At 65.1% G+C, this 17,372-nt stretch carries 16 protein-coding genes; 9 read left to right on the top strand and 7 right to left on the bottom strand.

The genetic code is table 11. The annotated features are described in order from the left end of the window. The first annotated feature begins 4 nt into the window (after positions 1-4). The 5 genes from DVT68_RS16470 to DVT68_RS16450 all read left to right on the top strand — a co-directional run bounded on the left by DVT68_RS16470 (position 5) and on the right by DVT68_RS16450 (position 4,208). Positions 5-442 (top strand): DoxX family protein, encoded by a 438-nt coding sequence (locus DVT68_RS16470; RefSeq protein WP_114826199.1) that lies wholly within the window; start codon positions 5-7, stop codon positions 440-442. A 68-nt stretch (positions 443-510) separates the two neighbouring features. Then, the gene (locus tag DVT68_RS16465) at positions 511-1,437 is read left to right on the top strand and encodes a VOC family protein (RefSeq protein ID WP_233523523.1); all 927 of its coding nucleotides are present in this window, start codon (positions 511-513) and stop codon (positions 1,435-1,437) included. A 2-nt stretch (positions 1,438-1,439) separates the two neighbouring features. Next, on the top strand, positions 1,440-2,921 hold the full coding sequence (locus tag DVT68_RS16460) for an alginate export family protein (RefSeq protein ID WP_114826198.1): 1,482 nt from the start codon (positions 1,440-1,442) through the stop codon (positions 2,919-2,921). A 31-nt stretch (positions 2,922-2,952) separates the two neighbouring features. Further along, positions 2,953-3,645 (top strand): YoaK family protein, encoded by a 693-nt coding sequence (locus tag DVT68_RS16455; protein ID WP_114826197.1) that lies wholly within the window; start codon positions 2,953-2,955, stop codon positions 3,643-3,645. Positions 3,646-3,689: 44 nt separating this feature from the next. Continuing rightward, positions 3,690-4,208, top strand: a complete 519-nt coding sequence (locus DVT68_RS16450) for a Dps family protein (protein WP_114826196.1) — start codon at positions 3,690-3,692, stop codon at positions 4,206-4,208. Between the two features lie 86 nt (positions 4,209-4,294). Here DVT68_RS16450 and DVT68_RS16445 read toward each other — a convergent pair whose 3' ends face one another. Continuing rightward, positions 4,295-4,978, bottom strand: coding sequence for an aspartyl/asparaginyl beta-hydroxylase domain-containing protein (locus DVT68_RS16445; RefSeq protein ID WP_114826195.1), 684 nt, complete (start codon positions 4,976-4,978; stop codon positions 4,295-4,297). Positions 4,979-5,226: 248 nt separating this feature from the next. Here DVT68_RS16445 and DVT68_RS20340 point away from each other — a divergent pair, with 248 nt between their 5' ends. Continuing rightward, the gene (locus DVT68_RS20340) at positions 5,227-5,484 is read left to right on the top strand and encodes a hypothetical protein (protein WP_147281758.1); all 258 of its coding nucleotides are present in this window, start codon (positions 5,227-5,229) and stop codon (positions 5,482-5,484) included. 254 nt (positions 5,485-5,738) lie between these two features. On the opposite strand, the gene DVT68_RS16440 is transcribed toward DVT68_RS20340, so the two are convergent. The 4 genes from DVT68_RS16440 to ahpC form a co-directional block, all read right to left on the bottom strand. Continuing rightward, on the bottom strand, positions 5,739-7,070 hold the full coding sequence (locus DVT68_RS16440) for a thioredoxin family protein (RefSeq protein ID WP_114826194.1): 1,332 nt from the start codon (positions 7,068-7,070) through the stop codon (positions 5,739-5,741). Between the two features lie 112 nt (positions 7,071-7,182). Further along, complete coding sequence (locus DVT68_RS16435; protein WP_114826193.1) at positions 7,183-10,188, bottom strand: TonB-dependent receptor; 3,006 nt, start codon at positions 10,186-10,188, stop codon at positions 7,183-7,185. 357 nt (positions 10,189-10,545) lie between these two features. Next, complete coding sequence (ahpF, locus tag DVT68_RS16430) at positions 10,546-12,135, bottom strand: alkyl hydroperoxide reductase subunit F (RefSeq protein ID WP_114826192.1); 1,590 nt, start codon at positions 12,133-12,135, stop codon at positions 10,546-10,548. Positions 12,136-12,294: 159 nt separating this feature from the next. After that, entirely contained in the window at positions 12,295-12,858 is a 564-nt protein-coding gene (ahpC, locus tag DVT68_RS16425) for an alkyl hydroperoxide reductase subunit C (protein ID WP_114826191.1), read from the bottom strand. Between ahpC and DVT68_RS20335 the strand changes: the two genes are divergently transcribed. The 3 genes from DVT68_RS20335 (at position 12,845) to DVT68_RS16415 (ending at position 15,257) form a co-directional block, all read left to right on the top strand. Beyond that, positions 12,845-13,087, top strand: coding sequence for a hypothetical protein (locus DVT68_RS20335; RefSeq protein ID WP_147281757.1), 243 nt, complete (start codon positions 12,845-12,847; stop codon positions 13,085-13,087). The genes ahpC and DVT68_RS20335 overlap by 14 nt on opposite strands. Before the next feature lie 362 nt (positions 13,088-13,449). After that, positions 13,450-14,229, top strand: coding sequence for a ferredoxin--NADP reductase (locus tag DVT68_RS16420; RefSeq protein ID WP_425477528.1), 780 nt, complete (start codon positions 13,450-13,452; stop codon positions 14,227-14,229). Positions 14,230-14,324: 95 nt separating this feature from the next. Further along, positions 14,325-15,257 (top strand): polyprenyl synthetase family protein, encoded by a 933-nt coding sequence (locus DVT68_RS16415; RefSeq protein ID WP_114826189.1) that lies wholly within the window; start codon positions 14,325-14,327, stop codon positions 15,255-15,257. A gap of 19 nt (positions 15,258-15,276) precedes the next feature. Here the strand turns inward: DVT68_RS16415 and DVT68_RS16410 are convergent, their stop codons facing one another. Both DVT68_RS16410 and DVT68_RS16405 read right to left on the bottom strand, forming a co-directional pair. Next, the gene (locus tag DVT68_RS16410) at positions 15,277-16,932 is read right to left on the bottom strand and encodes a copper resistance D family protein (RefSeq protein WP_114826188.1); all 1,656 of its coding nucleotides are present in this window, start codon (positions 16,930-16,932) and stop codon (positions 15,277-15,279) included. Between the two features lie 45 nt (positions 16,933-16,977). After that, positions 16,978-17,349 carry a copper resistance CopC family protein gene (locus DVT68_RS16405; RefSeq protein WP_114826187.1) on the bottom strand — a complete coding sequence of 124 codons (372 nt, stop codon included), beginning with the start codon at positions 17,347-17,349 and terminating at the stop codon, positions 16,978-16,980. Between the last annotated feature and the right edge of the window lie 23 nt (positions 17,350-17,372).

The raw sequence follows: 17,372 nt of genomic DNA, 5'->3' as shown, positions 1-17,372 counted from the left end.
CGCGATGAACGCATCCCTCGAAGGCCTGCTGGCGAAACTCGCGACGCCGCCGGTGCGGTGGCTCGCGCTGCTGGGTTTGTGTGCTGCCTACCTGCAGGGCGGCATCCAGAAGCTGCTGGACTTTCATGCCGCGGTGGCCGAGGCCTCGCATTTCGGCCTGTCGCCCGCGGCGGCCGTGGCGGCGCTGACCATCGTGCTGGAACTCGGCGCCTCGCTGATGATCCTGCTGGGCCTGTGGCGCTGGTTCGGGGCCCTGCTGCTGGCCGGGTTCACCTTGCTGGCCAGCTTCATCGCCAACCGCTTCTGGGCCGCGCCGGCGGCCGATCGCTTCATGATGACCAATGCCTTCTTCGAGCATCTGGGACTGGTCGGGGGCTTCGTACTGGTGGCCTGGCATGACCTGCGCTCCCGCGCGGACGCCAGGCAAAGAAAAATCACGTGACGTAACGGTTTGGCCGGGCATCATCCGGGGTGGTTAAGGCATCACGACCCAGAGAGGAGGAGTGACCCATGCGCATCATCTCGAATCTCAGGACTTTGGCGCGCCACCTGTTGCTGCCCGGTTTCGTGTTGCTTGCCATCTCTGGCGGCGTCCGGGCGCAGGACACGGCGCCGGCGTCCTCGTCCACCGTCGCCACCGCGCCGCAGTACAGCACCACCCATGTCTACGTGGAGCCGGCTGACGTCGATCACTTCGTGAAGGCTTTCCTCGGTACCTTCGGCGGCCAGAGCACCAAGCAGGTGGTGGCGACGGTAACACCCACGCCAAGCAGCACGACCTCGCAGCTGCTGCAGACCCCGGTAGGCACCGTGTCGCTGTTCGCCTTCAAGACGCCGGTCCCGTATCCCTTTGGCGCCGAACGCACCGGCTACATGGTGACCGATGTCGACGAGGCGGTTGCCGCGGCGCGCGCCGCGGGCGCCGATGTGCTGGTGTCGACGTTCCCCGATCCGATCGGCCGCGATGCGGTCGTCCAGTTTCCGGGCGGCGTGAACATGCAGCTGTATTCACACACCACGTCGCCGAGCTACGAGCCGTTCCAGGCGGTTCCCGAGAATCGGGTGTATGTCTCGGCCGACCGAGCGGATGACTTCATCAACGCCTTCCTGAAGTTCTCGCACGGCAACCTCGTGGCCGATGACACCAAGGCGCACGGCGCGGAGATCGGTCGCCCGAACGATACGTATCGCCACGCGCGCATCGCTTCGAACTTCGGCAACGTGTCGGTGTTTGTGACCGATGGTCACCTGCCTTATCCCCATGGCCGCGAAGTGACCGGTTATGAGGTGGCGGACCTGTCCAGCACCCTGGAAAAGGCCAGGGCAAGCGGCGCCAAGGTATTGGTTGAACCGTTCTACAGCTCCGGGCGCAACTCAGCCTTCGTGCTCTTTCCGGGTGGCTACGTGGCGGAGATCCATGCCCTTACCGGCCCCTGATAATGCATCCCGCGGCGTCGCCGAGCGGCGCGACGCACGCCATCGCCACGTTGTTCGGCTGGGCGGCCAGCGTGGCGCTGGTGTTGGGGGGCTGCCTGGCGTCACGGCCGCTCAGATCACAGGATGCGGCCACTGAATCCACCAACGCCACGCCGGCGCAGGACCAGGCCACCCGCCCGATCCTGCGCAGCAATCGTTGGCAGGAAGACTGGTCGGTGCTGGCCGATCCGGCCCTCCGCACGCAATGGGGCGACGCGCTGAAGTACATCGCACTGAGTGCGGATGATCCACACACGTATCTGTCGTTCGGCGTGAACCTGCGCGAGCGGGCGGAAATGTCCGATGCGGCGAGCTTTGGCGTCGGCGGCGTGCCCAACAACACCTACCTGCTGCAACGTTTCCAGCTGCATATGGACCTGCGCTTCGCGCAATACTGGCAAGCCTTCGTGCAGGTGGAAGATGCGCGCACCGTGAACAAGCAGGTCATCGGTGGCGCGGATCGCAACCCCTGGGATCTTCGGATGGCCTTCGTGGCTTACGTCCGGCAGTTCGACTCGGGCACGTTCAAGGCGCGGGTAGGGCGTCAGGATTTCGCCTTCGACCTGCAGCGCTTCGTATCCCTGCGCGACGGCCCGAACGTGCGGCAGTCATTCGACGCGTTGTGGGCGGACTGGGAGACCGGTGTCTGGCGCTTCATCGGCTTCATCAGCCAGCCCGTGCAATACAAGGACGAGCACCCGTTCGACGATACCTCCAACAGCCATTTCCGTTTCAGCACGCTGCGCGTGGAGCGGTTGCTGTGGGGGCATGACGAACTGTCCGCCTACTATTCGCTGTACAGCCGCGACAATGCGCACTACCTGGACGCCGTCGGCGACGAGCGGCGGGACGTCTATGACATGCGCTTCGCCGGTACGGCTGCGCCGCTCGACTGGGACGTCGAAGGCATGCTGCAGCGTGGCCACGTCGGCAACGAGGACATCCAGGCCTGGGGCGCGGGCGCCCGCGCTGGCGTGACCCTGGAATCCGTCGGCTGGCATCCGCGCCTGGGCTTGCAGCTGGATGCGGCCTCGGGCGACCGCCACCGCAACGATGGCGTGCTCGGCACCTTCAATCCGCTGTTTCCCAACGGCTATTACTTCACGCTGGCGGGGTTCACCGGCTATACCAATCTGCTGCACGTGAAGCCCAGTCTTACCGTCGGGCCGGCGCCGGGCCTGACCCTGATGGGCGCCGTGGGCTTCCAGTGGCGGCAGACCACGGGCGACGCCATCTACGTGCAACCCAATATCCCCCTGGCCGGCACGGCCGGGGAGGGTGGGCGTTGGACCGGCGTGTACGGCCAGGTGCGCGCCGACTATGCCTTCAACGCCAACTTCACCGGCGCGGTGGAAGCTGTGCATTTTGATGTCGGCAAGGCTATCCGCGCGGTGGGCGGGCGCGATGGCGACTATCTTGGCGTCGAGCTGAAGTTCATGTGGTGATACCCAGGCATCGGAGAGGACCGGCAATCGCATGTCCGACAAGCCCCTACTGCCGACCATCCTCAGCGTGAACGCGGGGTACGTCGACACCGCCGGCTTCCTCGCCCTCCATGGGCTGTTCACCGCGCATGTCACCGGCAACTTCGTCACCATCGGCGCCGCGCTGGTGACGGGCGCCTCAGGCATCATCGCCAAACTGCTGGCGCTGCCGGTGTTCTGCCTGGTGGTGATGGGCGCGCGACTGCTGCGTTATCGCCTGATCGCGCAAGGTCGGCCGGTGGTGCAGAGCCTGTTGCTGCTGAAGCTCGTCCTTCTTGTCGCGGCGGCGTGCATGGCGCTCTACCACGGACCGTTCGGCCAGGGGGATAGCTGGATGTCCACGTTGACCGGCATGACGCTGGTCAGCGCCATGGCGATCCAGAATGCGGTGCACCGTGTCCATCTGGGCAGCGCGCCACCCTCCACGCTGATGACCGGCACGACCACGCAGATCATGCTGGATCTCGCCGACCGCCTGCATGGCGTCAGCCTCGAACAGTCGAGCACGGTGAATGTGCGGTTGCTGCGCATGAGCCTGGCGGTGCTGGCGTTTGCGATCGGTTGCGCGCTCGGGGCGCTGCTGTACGCGTTCACCAGCATGTGGTGTTTCGCCGTGCCGCCCGTGCTGGCCCTGATGGCCTATCTGCGCCACGACGATGCCGCCGTGGATGCTCCTGCGAAGTAATCCTCTTCGATCCCATCCCACACGCAGGCTAAAGGAGACCCCTGATGAGTGATGCAAGCAAGACCAAGGAACGCCGCAAGGCCGCCCTCAATACGCCCACGCCGCTGGGCGCTGACGCCACCCGGGACATTTCCGCCGAGCTCAACGCCTTGCTGGCCGACGTGCTCGCGCTGTACCTGAAGACCAAGAACTTCCACTGGCACATGTCCGGCCCGTATTTCCGCGACTATCACCTGTTGCTGGACGAACAGTCGGACGAGATCTACGCCACCGTCGACCCCATCGCCGAGCGTGTGCGCAAGCTGGGCGGTACGACCTTGCGTTCGCTGGGTCATGCCGCGCGCCTTCGTCGCCTGCTCGACAACGACGCGGACTTCGTCACGCCCGACGACATGCTGGCCGAGCTTCGGGAGGACAATATCCAGTTGGCCGGCTTCATGCGCGCCACCCACGGATTGTGCGATGAGCATGGCGACGTGGCCACGGCCAGCCTGCTGGAGAACTGGATCGACGAGGCGGAGCGCCGCGTGTGGTTCCTGTTCGAGACCAGTCGGCACGCCTGATCGACGCCAGGGCGAAGGCGCAGGGGATCGCCAACTGCGCCTTCGTCGAGTCGAATTGGCTCGGGCCGTGCGGTCGGCCTGTCGTCCTAGTCCAGTCCGCGCCAGCGGGCGACCATGCCGACGCCCGTGGTAACGGCGCGGGAAAGCATGCGCAGCTCCAGCGGCATGGCGGGGCGGCGCACATCCAGCAGCAGGGCGATGCGTATACGGTCGCTGCGGTTCCAGACCTCGTGTGGATAGGTGTCGTCCCACAGCAGTGACTCGCCCTCGGCGAGTCGATATTCCTCACCGGCCAGCCACAGCGTGGCGCCCGGCTGGCCGTCGACACCGGGCGGCGCCTCCAGGTTCAGTTGATAGCGCAGGATTCCCCGGAATGGGCCAGAGTGCCGTGGGATGTGTTTGTGCGGCGCCAGGTATGACAGGGTGGCCGACAGCACGTCCGGCGCGGCTTCGAGAAGGCTCGCCAGCACCGGGCAGGCGGCCAGGTGCGAGCGCACGGGCTGCCCATAGACCTTCAGCAGGTACATGCGCCAATCCTTGCCGTCATTGGCTGAGAGATCGGCCTGGGTCGGCATGATCTCGTGGAAGCGCGGAATCGATGGCGCGTTGGCCAGCACGGCGAGCGCCTCCCGGCGGATCTGTGGCCAGGCCGCCTGGAACGTCGGTGCATCGGGGAAGTAGGTCTCGGCGTCCAGCACCGATGGGGTCTTGATCCTGGCGTCGTACACGCGGCGCATCGTCCGCGATGACAGCTCGTAGAGCGATTCCATCTTCCGCTTCCCCATGGTGCGTGGGCGCTCGACGCCGTGTCGGGCGGGCATTCCGGCGTCGCCCTGGAAATCACGGTAGCGGCGGCTGGTTCCTTGGCGCGTGAACGCACGGGCCGCCTGGCGGACAACATTCAGGTTCCTCAAGTCCCTCAGCTAGAGGCTCATAAACATTGAATTTCATGGAAATTCCGCTTGCATATTTAGTGTGACGTCACGTAAAATAAGCACGACCTTCAGGAGGATGCGCCATGGTTGACCCCCTTGATCCCGGAACCCTTTCTTTGCCGCTGGCGTTCAAGCGCAGTCGCGGTCGGCCGCGCAAGGTGGATGCATTGAGCGCAGCCGAGCGGGCCCGTCGTTACCGAGCCAGGAAGAAGGTGGTTTCAATGCATGCGGTGCCTGCCGCGATGTACGCGGAAGTGGTGCGTGAGCGCGACGAGGCCTTGGCGCGCATGGATGCGATGCGCCAGGAGCTGGAGCAGTTGCTGGCTCAGTTCACTCGCTGATCGCCGAATGAAGCAGGGCGGCTGAGCACCTCTCTGCTACCGCTCGCCATGACTTGACCCGGCGAATGTCCCGGGCTGTACGTCAGCCGGCGGCTGGACGGGAGGTGTGGCGCGACTCCCGGGCAAGCGAGTGTCGCCACGACTGGCTGTCGTTGCTCGCGCGCAAGGACAGCGGAGCGCTGAGTTCGTTTAGTGACCGATATCGATGACGCCGATCGCGCCACATGATCGGCGCGATCGGCGTTGTGGCGACATCAGGCGTTGACGGCCGCTTTGAGGGCCGCAGCCTGCTTGGGGAACCAGGGGCCATTGGTTTCCAGGACATCGCCGGCGATCTTTTTCGCATCGTCGACGCGATGCAGGGCTTTCAGGGCCTTCACCTGCTGCAGCGCCACGGCCAGCCGATTGGCGCCGTAGGCCTTGTCGGCAGCCTGAGCCAGATACGGCAGTGCGTCGGCAGGCTTGCCTGCATCCACCAGGCTGCGTCCGTATCGATAGGCGTAGACGTAGTCGTTCGGATAGGCAGCGATCAGCTTGCGCTGGTAGTCATCCAGCTCGCCTGCGCGCCCGGCGCGAACGAGGTAAGCGCGCAGGTTGTCGGCGAGATTGCGATCGCTGGCCAACTGGTTGCCCAGTCGCTGGCGAGTGAGCTGGATCGCCCGATCCAGCACGGAGGCTTCGCCAGTCGCGTCGCCGAGAGCCTTGTCGAGATCGGCGCTGGCGACCACGGCGCTGCGCTGGTCGGCACATGCCGGTTTCGTCACCAGCACCTGGCTGTCGAGATAGTGATCGAAGGTCTGGCGTTGCGGAGCCAGTACGGCTTTGCGCTGTGCCTCGGGCAGCTTGCTGCTGGCCTCCAGCAGATGGTCGAGTACATAGGGCCTCAAGCAACCCACGTCCTGCGACAACACCTTCTGCGCGTGCTCGATGATGCCGCGGTTGTCGGCAGCCTCGACGGACTTGGCCAGCGCAAGCTGGTCTAGAGCCAGGGTGACGCGACCCTGCTGGTGTGCCCGTTGCTGCAAGGCGGGAGGCAGACTCGCGAACCAGGCCTGCCCGGCGTCGCCTTCATCGCGCGCCTGGAAAGCCTCGAGCACGCCGGCCACTGCGTCGACGGAACCCTTCGCCGCATTGATTTTGAGGCTGTCCAGCGTGTTACCAGTCGCGAGAACCGCGTTGATCTGCGGATAGAATTTTTCGCGCGGCTGTTCGGCGGTGACGCGCCCCAGTTCGTTGCCGTTGGCGTCGAGCACGATGTAGCTCGGCAGGAACGAGACCTTCAGCTTCTTCATCCACAGCTGGCCGTCCGGCGAATCGGCGTCCGCCTCGACCACGATGGCCTTCCGTTTCACCTCATCCCAATCGGCGCCGCCAAGCACATGGCTCGCCATGTAGTAGCAGGAGTAGCACCACACGGCCTGAAAATCGACGAGCACCGGACGGTGCTGCTGCGCCGAGGCCTGGAGCGCTTGAGCGATCGTGGTGGGTTCCTTCTCTTCGGCGGCGTGGAGCATCGCCGCAGGCAGCAGGGAACAGAGCAGGGAGAAGGTCAGGGAGGCAATCCGGTGTCGGGCCAGGGTTTGCATGGTTGCTTGCCTTTGCTGGATGACGGTGCGGGTATCGGGAAGAAGTGGGATGACCGGCAGTGAAAGCCAGTCATCCGGTGGGTAGCGACGGCGCGCCGCCACCCGGACGGGTTCAGTAGTCGTAGGTGGCGCTCAGGCGCACATAACGTGGCTGCTGCCGGACCACCGCTGAGCCGTAGAGCGGGTCGGGCGTACCCGGGGAGATCTGGTAGTACGGGTACGCGTTGAGGATCGCCTGCGAGTTGAACAGGTTGAAGACGCTGAGCGACAGGCCAAGCTTGTGTTCGGCGAATTCAGGCCGGTACGTGGCGCCGACGTCGACCTGCTTGTTCCACGGCAGGCGGTGCGTGCCCGGAGGTGAGGGCTGGCCGCCGCACCAGTGGTAATAGCTGCCATAGCCGTCGGGGTCGGTCTGGTTGGGGCCGTAATAGCCAAGGCAGTTGCGCGGATTGCCCGAGACCACCGAGACATTGCCCGACACCAGCCATTCCGGAGTGAACTGGTAGTAGCCGAACAGCTTGATCTGGTGCGTGTGGTCGTTGCTCTGCGCGCCATTGCTGGAGGACATCAGGGCCGGGAAGTCCCAGTCGATGCTGGTGGACGCGGCCGTCTGGCGGATGTCCGAACGCAGCTGGCCCTCGGTATCGCCGTAGCTACGCGAGAACACGTAGTCGATCTTGCCGTACCAGTGGCCATCGAACGGGTGCTCCAGGAAGGTCTCCAGCGCGTAGTACTTGCGCTTGAGCGCCGGGAAGCCCATTTCGTCGTTGCTCAGCGTGACGCTGCGATAGACGCCGCTGGTGTCGGCCACGGTGAAGGTGTTCGCCTTGCCGGGGTTGATCAGGTAGCAGCTGTTGGTGGCGCTGACGTTGTAGCCCAGCGCAGCCGCCTTGTTCTCGATGGTGGGCACATCGCAGTAATCGTCAATTGCGCTGCGCAGGATGCGCTGGGTCAACTTGGCGCCGTACACCCACTGGTCGTCGATGGCCTTGGTGAAGCCGAGGATGAACTCATCCTGGTATTCGGGCTTGATGTTCTGCGCCGTCACCGTCTTCGGGTCGGGCAGCACGCCATAGGTGTTGTTCGGCGACACCGGGTTGGAGAACGGCGTCAGCCCGGTCGGCGTACCGTCGGCGGCGATGCCGGTGTAGGTGAAGTACTGCTGGGTGGCCACGTAGGCGCCGGCGGCATTGAGCGCAGGGTTGAGCGGCAGGCCCAGGTAATAACGCCCGGCGTTGCCGTAGACCTTGAAGCTGGAATCGCCGTTCACGTCCCAGCTGAAGCCAAGTCGGGGCGCCCACTGCGCATTGCGCTGGCGGATATAGGCGTCGCCGTTGGCGTTGTAGTCGGTGAACTGGTCGTTGCGCAGGCCCAGCGAGAGCAACCAGCGATCGGTGACCTGCCACTTGTCTTCGATGTACTGCGCGCGCTGCGCGGAACGCACGCTGGCGATCGAGCTGTTGACGTACTGGACGGCGTAATAGCCGGTGGCGCCGCCCGGATAATTGGCAGGCGCGCCCACGCCAAGGTTGGGAATGAGCGCCACCGTCGGCGTGGTGGTGTATGCGTAGTCCCAGTAGTAACCCGGCCCGGAAGTCTGGCTACCCTGGTCAATGGCCCGTGAATTCTGGTTGTCGATGCCGGCAGTGAGCGTATGCGATCCCAGCTGGTAGCTCAGGTCGATGCGCAGGTTGTCGGTGGTGTTGTGGCGGTTGGGGTTGTACAGCGAGGAGATCACCTGGCTGTTGCCGACCGGGTTGCCACCATTGAGCGCCGGGTTCTGGTTCTGGATGTCGCTGAGGTAGGTGAGGCTGCCGTCGTAATTGCCCGGCACGTCATAGTTCAGCGTCTTCATCTTGCCGTACAGGGCCGTGAAGGTAAGGCTGTCGGTCACATAACTGGTGAACTTCGCCGTGTAGAGGTCGCCGCCGGTCTTGGTGCGATCGTCGTCGTTGATGAAGTTGCCGCGCGTGAGCGTGCCGTAGTTGTAGTTGTAGATCGTGCCGGAAGTCTCGCGCTTGTTCGACGCGCCGGTCAGTTCCAGGATGTTGCTGTCGGTGATGTTCCAGTCCAGCTTGGCGTACCACTTGGGCAAACTGTAGTGGTAGTTCACGTAGGGCTTGGCGTTGGACACTTCGTTGACGGTGTTGCCGTCCTGTCGGGCCGCCTCCGCAGCGAGGAACAGGAACAGCTTGTCCTTGATCAGCGGGCCGCCGAGGTAGGCGTCATAGGTGGTGGTCCACTGGCGGTTCTTGCTGTTGGGGGCGTACAGGTTGCCGGCCACCGGCGAGGCGGGCAGGCCGTTGGTGTAGTACGTGTTGGTGGCGGAAGCCTGGGCGAATTCCGGCTCCCAGTTCACCTGGCCGCCGAAATGCCAGTCGTTGGTGCCACGCTTGCCGACCATGTTGATCACGCCGCCGTCGGATCGCCCGTACTGGGCGCTGTATCCACCGGTGTAGATTTCCTGCTGTTCGATGGCGCCGTAGGGCAGGGTGAGGCCGCCCAGGCCGCGTTGCGGCTCGGTGGTGTTGAAGCCGTTGATGTAATAGGCGTTCTCGCTGGCCGCCGAACCGCCGAAGCTCACCAGCGACTGGCCGGTCGGTCCGGTGTAGCCGCCGCTGTTGTTGGTCACACCCGGCGCAAGCTGCGCAATGGCTTCGGCCGATCGCGCCAACGGCAGCCGGGTCAGCTCCTGCGCAGTGATCACGGTGCGCGAGTCGACGCTGGTGACGTCGATCGGCGGCGTCGTATTGGCGGTGACGCTCACCGCTCCGAGATTCTTGGCCGCCGCGTTCTCGAACGAGACTTCCGTGCCGCTACCCACGCGCAGACTGATGTCGTTGCGGGCGTCGACCACCTTGCCATCGTGCAACAGGGACACCGAGTAGCTGCCCAGCGGCAATTCCGTGGCGTTGTAGCGACCGTGTCCGTCGACCGTCACCGTACGGCTGATGCCGGTGGTGCTTTTGATTTCCACGGTTTCGCCGCTGCCGGCGGTGACCTGGCCAAAGATGCTGCCGGTGGTGGACTGGGCAAAAGCGGGCAGGCTGCCCATGCCGATCAGGGTCGCCAGCGCGACGGCAAGGGTGCGCGGACGTAACGCAGTGTGGCTGTTCAAATCTCGCCTCTCGAAGGGTGCACGATGGGTCGCTGACGCCGGGCGCATCCATGCGCAGGCAGGAGTGCACGACTCCCGCGCCAGTGGCAGCGTTCGTAAGGAATGAATCCCCTGGGTCAGGCGTGGGGACGCCTGATGGCTCGACGTCCTGGCGTGCGTACGCGCGGGTATCGAACCGTGGCTCTATGAAAACCCGAGATGTGAACGAATGAAAGAGTTCGGCAGATGAGCGTTTCTCATGTAACTAAAACGCTGGGTTATAAGCCTTGCGCCGCTTGAGCTGACGCGCGTGCGTGGCGCAAAAAAAATCCCGCGACTTCGCACGTGGCGAGGCCGCGGGACTGTGTGGGGCGTGGATCAGGCTGCGACGATTTCCTCTTCCGCCTGTTCCACCGGCAGGCGGATCAGGTAGTCGAAGGCGCTCAGCGAAGCCTTGGCGCCTTCGCCCACGGCGATCACGATCTGCTTGTACGGGACGGTGGTGACGTCGCCGGCGGCGAACACGCCCGGTACCGAGGTTTCGCCGCGCGCGTCGACCTCGATCTCGCCACGCGGCGACAACTGCAGCGTGGCCTTGAGCCATTCGGTGTTGGGCAGCAGGCCGATCTGCACGAACACGCCTTCCAGCGCGACGTGGCGGCTCTCGCCGCTGCTGCGGTCGGTGTAGGCCAGGCCGGTGACCTTGTGGCCGTCGCCCTGCACCTCGGTGGTCTGCGCGCTGACGATCACGTCCACGTTCGGCAGGCTGCGCAGCTTGCGCTGCAAGACCTCGTCCGCACGCAGCTTGCTGTCGAACTCGAGCAGGGTGACGTGGCCCACGATGCCGGCCAGATCGATCGCCGCCTCGACGCCCGAGTTGCCGCCGCCGATCACCGCCACGCGCTTGCCCTTGAAGAGCGGGCCATCGCAGTGCGGGCAATAGGTGACGCCCTTGTTGCGGTATTCCTGCTCGCCGGGCACGTTCATGTTGCGCCAGCGGGCGCCGGTGGAGAGGATCACCGTCTTCGCCTTCAGCGAAGCGCCGTTGGCCAGCACGATTTCATGCAGGCCGCCTTCGCGGTCGGTCGGTATCAACTTTTCGGCGCGCTGCAGGTTCATCACGTCCACGTCGTACTCGTGTACGTGCTGCTCCAGCGCCGCGGCCAGCTTCGGGCCTTCGGTGTACGGCACGGAGATGTAGTTCTCGATCGCCATGGTGTCCAGCACCTGGCCGCCGAAGCGCTCGGCCGCCACACCCGTGCGGATGCCCTTGCGTGCGGCGTAGATCGCCGCCGCCGCGCCGGCCGGGCCGCCGCCCACCACGAGCACGTCGAACGGGGCCTTGTTCTTGAGCTTGTCGGCGGCGCGCTCGCCGGCGCCGGTGTCCAGGCGGGCGGCGATCTGCTCGACCGACATGCGGCCGGTGTCGAAGAACTCGCCGTTGAGGTACACGGTCGGCACCGCCATCACCTGGCGCTCGTTGACCTCGTCCTGGAACAGCGCGCCGTCAACCGCCACATGCTTGATGTTGGGATTGAGCACGCTCATCAGGTTCAGCGCCTGCACGGTGTCCGGGCAGCTGTGGCAGGAGAGCGACATGAAGGTCTCGAAGCGGAAGTCGCCGTCGAGGCTGCGCACCTGCTCGACGACTTCCTGCGAGACCTTGGGCGGATGGCCGCCGACCTGCAGCAGGGCCAGCACCAGCGAGGTGAACTCGTGGCCCAGCGGGATGCCCGCGAAACGGACGCTGACATCCGTGCCGGTGCGGTTGATGGCGAAGGAGGGCTTGCGCGCGTCGGCGCCATCGAGGCGCAGGGTGATCTTGTCCGACAGCGGAGCGATGTCTTCGAGCAGGCCCTTGAGTTCCTGCGAGCTATCACCGCCATCGAGGGAGGCCACCAGTTCGATCGGGTGGACGACCTTTTCAAGGTAGGCCTGCAACTGGGGTTTCAGATCGGCATCCAACATGATGACTCCATCTCCATCGGTTTATTCGGGGTGAGCGTCGCCTGCACCCGGTCTTTGCCGGATGTCGTGCACGCCCTGGAATTCGGAAGACGGACCCGGCAGGACGCCGGGTCCGGGGCGGCCCGATGCAGCGGGCCGCGGGATACAACAGCGGGGGACTTAGATCTTGCCAACCAGGCTGAGCGACGGCTTGAGGGTCTTCTCGCCTTCCTTCCACTTGGCCGGGCACACTTCGCCCGGGTGGGAGGCGACGTACTGAGCGGCCTTCACCTTGCGCAGCAGCTCGGACGCGTCGCGGCCGATGCCGTTGTCATGGATTTCGCACAGCTTGATCTGGCCTTCCGGGTTGATCAGGAAGGTGCCGCGCAGGGCCAGGCCCTCTTCCTCGATCATCACGTCGAAATTGCGGGTGATCGCGCCGGTCGGATCGCCGACCATGGTGTACTGCACCTTCTTGATCGCATCCGAGGTGTCGTGCCAAGCCTTGTGGGCGAAGTGCGTGTCGGTCGACACGGCGTAGATCTCCACGCCCAGCTTCTGGAACTGCTCGTAATGGTCGGCCAGGTCCTCCAGCTCCGTCGGGCAGACGAAGGTGAAGTCGGCGGGGTAGAACACCACCACGGACCACTTGCCCTTCAGCGTGGCATCGGTCACTTCAACAAACTGGCCACCCTTGTAAGCCTGGGCCTTGAACGGCTTGATTTCGGTATTGATCAACGACATCGGTGTTTTTCCGTTGGTTGTGGTTGGTGATGTAGGAACGTTACGGGGTTTGACACCATTGATCCAATTGATTGTTGAGATTGGAGTCATTGGTTGTGACTATGAAAGCCCGGCATCCGCCCGATGGGCCAAGACCCTGTACGTGGGAGGGACGCCGGACGAGCACTGCCCCGAAAGCATGTCGACGGAACTCACTGGCGGCAACCCGGCTGGATCACGCATCGCGTGAATCGCCCCGCCGGGTCTTCGCCTCAGGCGGGACCTTGCATGCTTGGCAGTCCGTCGATTCGTTCGGCATCCATAGGCATGGGGATGGCGGCGATCCGCTTCAACCCGACTCGCCGGATCTTCAAGGCATCGTTCATGCGAGTCGCGACGCGATGCCGCAGTCATGTTGTTGCGCTAGCAAGCGCCATGTGAGTCCGACGTGATCGCGTGAACCAGTCTCCGGATCGTTTCGCGAAGGATTGACGACGCTGCGGGCAGCTTGTACGAAGGCGGTGTGGTCACGCGTCGAGGCCACAGTCTGGCCACGTTTGCAGCTTGGGGCCAGCCGCTCGCAACACATCTCCTCACTTTCCAACGGTGGCTGTGATGGTGGCTTTGGCGACGGAGTACGTGATCGATGTGCATCACTGGAACGACACGCTTTTCAGTTTCCGCACTACCCGTGACCCGGGCTTTCGCTTCGACAGCGGACACTTCGTCATGCTCGGGCTGGAGGTGGACGGCAAGCCGCTGCTGCGCGCCTATTCCATCGCCAGCGCCAGCTACGAAGAACACCTGGAATTCGTCAGCATCAAGGTGGCGGGAGGTCCACTGACCTCGCGCCTGCAACACCTCAAGCCCGGCGACCCGATCATCGTCAGCCGCAAGCCCACCGGCACCCTCGTGCTCAACGACCTTAGGCCGGGCAAGCACCTGTACCTGCTCGGCACCGGCACCGGCCTCGCGCCGTTCCTGAGCATCGTGCGCGACCCGGAGACCTACCAGCGCTTCGATCGGGTGGTGCTTGCCCATGGCGTGCGCCGCACCAGCGACCTGGTCTATGCCCAGTACATCGAACAGACGCTGCCGCAGCATGAGTACGTGGGCGAACTGGTGCGCGAGAAGCTGGTGTACTACCCGAGCGTGACGCGCGAGCCGTTCCGGCATCGCGGGCGCCTCACGGACGCCATCGTCGACGGACGCCTGTGCGAGCACGCAGGACTGCCGCCAATGCATCCCGGCACGGACCGCGTGATGCTGTGTGGAAGCCCGGCCATGCTCGACGACGCCTGCGCCTTGCTTGACGGGCGCGGGTTTCGCGCGTCGCCGCGCACGCGTGAGCCGGGCGATTACGTCATTGAGCGGGCCTTCGTCGAGCGATGAGCAAGCGCACCTGCCTCGGCTTCAACGTCGGTTATGCCGATTGCGTATCCATGGCTCGCATCGTGCGAGTCGCCATCCCTTGATCGGAGGTCGTCATGAGCGAAGCAGTCCAGTTTTGGCCTGATCCGCCCACCACAGGCGCCGAACCACTGCAGGCATGGATGCCGCGGATCCTGCAGCGCGTGGAGTGCGCGTTGGGCGCATTGCTGCCCTCGGTGGAGGTCTTCCCTTGCGCGCTTCACGAGGCCATGCGCTACGCCACGCTGGGCGGCGGCAAGCGGCTGCGGGCGTTGCTGTGCCATGCGGCGGGCGAACTGGTGGATGCCGATCCACGCTTGTTGGATGGCGCCGCCAGCGCGATCGAGATGATCCATGCCTATTCGCTGGTGCATGACGACCTGCCGGCGATGGACAACGACCTGCTGCGGCGCGGCCAGCCCACCGTGCACGTGCGCTACGGCGAAGCCACGGCCATCCTGGTGGGCGATGGACTGCAGGCGCAGGCGTTCGTGGTGATCGGCGAGCTGTCCGGCAGCGCCGAGCAGAAGCTCGCCCTGTTGCACGAGCTGGCGCACGCCAGCAGTTCGCTGGGCATGGTTGGCGGCCAGGCCATCGACCTGGCCAGCGTCGGCCTGAGCTTGCCGCGCGAGGAGCTCGAGCGCATGCACCGCATGAAGACCGGCGCCTTGTTGCGCGCGGCGGTGTTGATGGGGGCGCACTGCGGTGTTTCGCCGATCGAACCGGGGCTACACCACGCTCTCGACGACTACCAGCGCGCACTGGGCCTTGCGTTCCAGGTGGTGGACGACGTGCTGGACGTGACCACCGATGCGGCCACGCTGGGCAAGACACCTGGCAAGGATGCACAGGACCACAAGCCGACCTATGTCTCGCTGTTAGGTCTGGACGCGGCGCGCGCGCTCGCCGGACAGCTCGGTGAGCGCGCGCGCGACGCCCTTGCGCCACTGGGCGCGCGGGCTGCGCATCTGCATGGGTTGGCGGACATGGTTGTGCACCGAGTCTATTGAGCCTGCCGCGGCGTCGAAATCACGCCTCCCGATACCACAGCAGGATGAGGCCGATCAGCAGGAAGCACGCAGGCCACACGTAGCCCGCGATCCTGCCGCCACGGCCGGGCAGGCGCAGCTCGAGCCAGCGTGACCAACCGGCCGCCACGCCGGCCAGGGCCAATGGCGTGTGGGTCAGCTCGACCAGCAGTTGATCCTTTACGTTGGCGATCTGGTGGTTGTGGGTCAGCAGCATGGCGCCGCCCACCGCGACGAGCAGCGGAAACACCAGCGCGGCGCGTTCGCTGCGCAGCCGGCCCGTCCGCACCGACCACTCGAAGACGCCAAACAGGATGATCAGCAGAACGAAGAGGCGGTGCTGTGTCACTTCCACGTCACGCCATGCCGCCCACCAGTTTTCCTGACCCAGCGGCCACACTTCCGGGTCGGATCGCACCAGCAGGAAACCGGCCAGCAGCAGGAACAGCAGTGGCCAATGCCGTGCCCACCCGACGCCGGCGCGGTTGAGCAGGGCCAGCAGTCCGATCAGCACCACGAAGACACCGGCCCAGTGATGGTTGTACTCGGACCAGGCGATGTCCTGAGCGTTGCGCGGTGGCGGCTCGCCCGAGCCCGGCACGGTGGCGGCCGGCGCCGCCATCTGCATGTGCGCAGCCTCCCGATCCAGTTGCACCTGCAGTTGCGAGATCGCCAGCGCATCGTGGTCGGGCGAATGGAAGCGTGGCCAGGCGGGCGCATTGCGGACTGCGATCTCGTGCAGGGTCACGCGATCGCTGGTGAGGTCGATTGCCGGCGGCACCGAGGTGAGCGAGGCGGCGGCAAAGAAAATCGTGAAGCCAATGCCGATTTCCACTTCGGCGAAGCGCCTCATCCGGAGCACCGGCGCATCGCGTCCCTGGCGCAGGCGTTCGGTCACGGTGAAGTTGCCAAGGCCCAGCACCAGCAAAGCCAGGAACATGGCGATCTTGGCGCTGACCATGACGCCGTAAGCCGTGCCATAGAAGCCCTGGGCGTCGCCGATATAGAACACGCACATGATCACGCCGGATGCCAGGATGCACGCCACGCCGAGCATCGACATGCGCGAAAAGCGTGAGCCGACCTGCGCCAGGCCCTGGCCATCATGCAGGTGGCGAAGCACCAGCACGAAGCTGGGTATACCGCCGATCCAGATGGCCGCGCCAAACTGGTGCAGGCCCGCCACCACCAAAAGCAAGGCGTTGTGGTCCATGCGCGCGAAGGCGTGCGTGGTCATGGTGGCGGCGACCAGCGTCAGAAAGCCGACAAGCAGCAGCGCTGTGCGTGCGACGGGGCGAGCGAGCGTGCGCCGGTTGAGGCACAGGGCGATAACCAGCGCGCAGGCGATCTTCGCGCTGCCGGAAAGCGCAAACGACGCCTGCATCACGTTGGAGAATGGCAGGCCGACGGTGCTCATCAATGCCGTCACCTGCAGCGCCGTGGCGGCCAGCTCGGCGAGAAACAGCCCGGCAGCGCTCCAGCGGGTAAGACGGAGCACGCGTTGCTCGAGCGCGCCCCCGTCGGGCAGCAACGACGACAGCGGGTGCAACAGGAAGCACAGGAACAGCAAACCACCCAGCATCATCGACTGGGCCACGATCACCAGTCCGTGCAGGATGACGCTCAGGTACGCGAAGAGGTCGACAAGCAGGGCCACGGCATCCCCCGGTGGTCAGGCGGCGATCGAGTTCGCGATTGGGTGTTACGGGGCGGCCGTGACGGTGAAGGGCAGGTCGCCGCGGGTGAGGTGGCCGTCCAGCGCAAGCGCCTGCCAGTGAAGGGTGTAGTTGCCGGGCTTGAGGTCGGCCGTGCTGTCCAGTTCGTTGGGCTTGTCGCCGTCGGCGGTGATCGCCAGCGTCGTTTCACTGTGGTCGGGCGCCACCAGCACCAGGCGTGAACGGGCCTGGTCGATCTTGCTGTTGTACTTGAGCACCACCTGTGTGTGGCCGGCAGGCAGGGCGCCATGGGCCTTCGGCGTACTGTCGAGCAGGACGGCATGGGCGCTGGCTCCGACGCTGGCGACGGCGGCGGCAACGGCCAGGGAGAGGATCACGAATCGGCGGCAACGACGCATGGTTGGCTCCAGCAGGGTATGAG

Origin of the sequence: Dyella solisilvae (genome assembly GCF_003351225.1) — a bacterium.
Classification (GTDB): Bacteria; Pseudomonadota; Gammaproteobacteria; order Xanthomonadales; family Rhodanobacteraceae; genus Dyella; species Dyella solisilvae.
The sequence above is the reverse complement of the archived record's forward strand: the minus strand, read 5'-3'. Positions and strand labels throughout refer to the sequence as shown.

Excerpts from the sequence above, each read along its gene's own strand:
- DVT68_RS16470 (WP_114826199.1), top strand. The coding sequence starts at position 5 with ATGAACGCATCCCTCGAAGGCCTGCTGGCGAAACTCGCGACGCCGCCG.
- DVT68_RS16465 (WP_233523523.1), top strand. The coding sequence starts at position 511 with ATGCGCATCATCTCGAATCTCAGGACTTTGGCGCGCCACCTGTTGCTG.
- DVT68_RS16460 (WP_114826198.1), top strand. The coding sequence starts at position 1,440 with ATGCATCCCGCGGCGTCGCCGAGCGGCGCGACGCACGCCATCGCCACG.
- DVT68_RS16455 (WP_114826197.1), top strand. The coding sequence starts at position 2,953 with ATGTCCGACAAGCCCCTACTGCCGACCATCCTCAGCGTGAACGCGGGG.
- DVT68_RS16450 (WP_114826196.1), top strand. The coding sequence starts at position 3,690 with ATGAGTGATGCAAGCAAGACCAAGGAACGCCGCAAGGCCGCCCTCAAT.
- DVT68_RS16445 (WP_114826195.1), bottom strand. The coding sequence starts at position 4,978 with ATGGAATCGCTCTACGAGCTGTCATCGCGGACGATGCGCCGCGTGTAC.
- DVT68_RS20340 (WP_147281758.1), top strand. The coding sequence starts at position 5,227 with ATGGTTGACCCCCTTGATCCCGGAACCCTTTCTTTGCCGCTGGCGTTC.
- DVT68_RS16440 (WP_114826194.1), bottom strand. The coding sequence starts at position 7,070 with ATGCAAACCCTGGCCCGACACCGGATTGCCTCCCTGACCTTCTCCCTG.
- ahpF (WP_114826192.1), bottom strand. The coding sequence starts at position 12,135 with ATGTTGGATGCCGATCTGAAACCCCAGTTGCAGGCCTACCTTGAAAAG.
- ahpC (WP_114826191.1), bottom strand. The coding sequence starts at position 12,858 with ATGTCGTTGATCAATACCGAAATCAAGCCGTTCAAGGCCCAGGCTTAC.
- DVT68_RS16415 (WP_114826189.1), top strand. The coding sequence starts at position 14,325 with ATGAGCGAAGCAGTCCAGTTTTGGCCTGATCCGCCCACCACAGGCGCC.
- DVT68_RS16405 (WP_114826187.1), bottom strand. The coding sequence starts at position 17,349 with ATGCGTCGTTGCCGCCGATTCGTGATCCTCTCCCTGGCCGTTGCCGCC.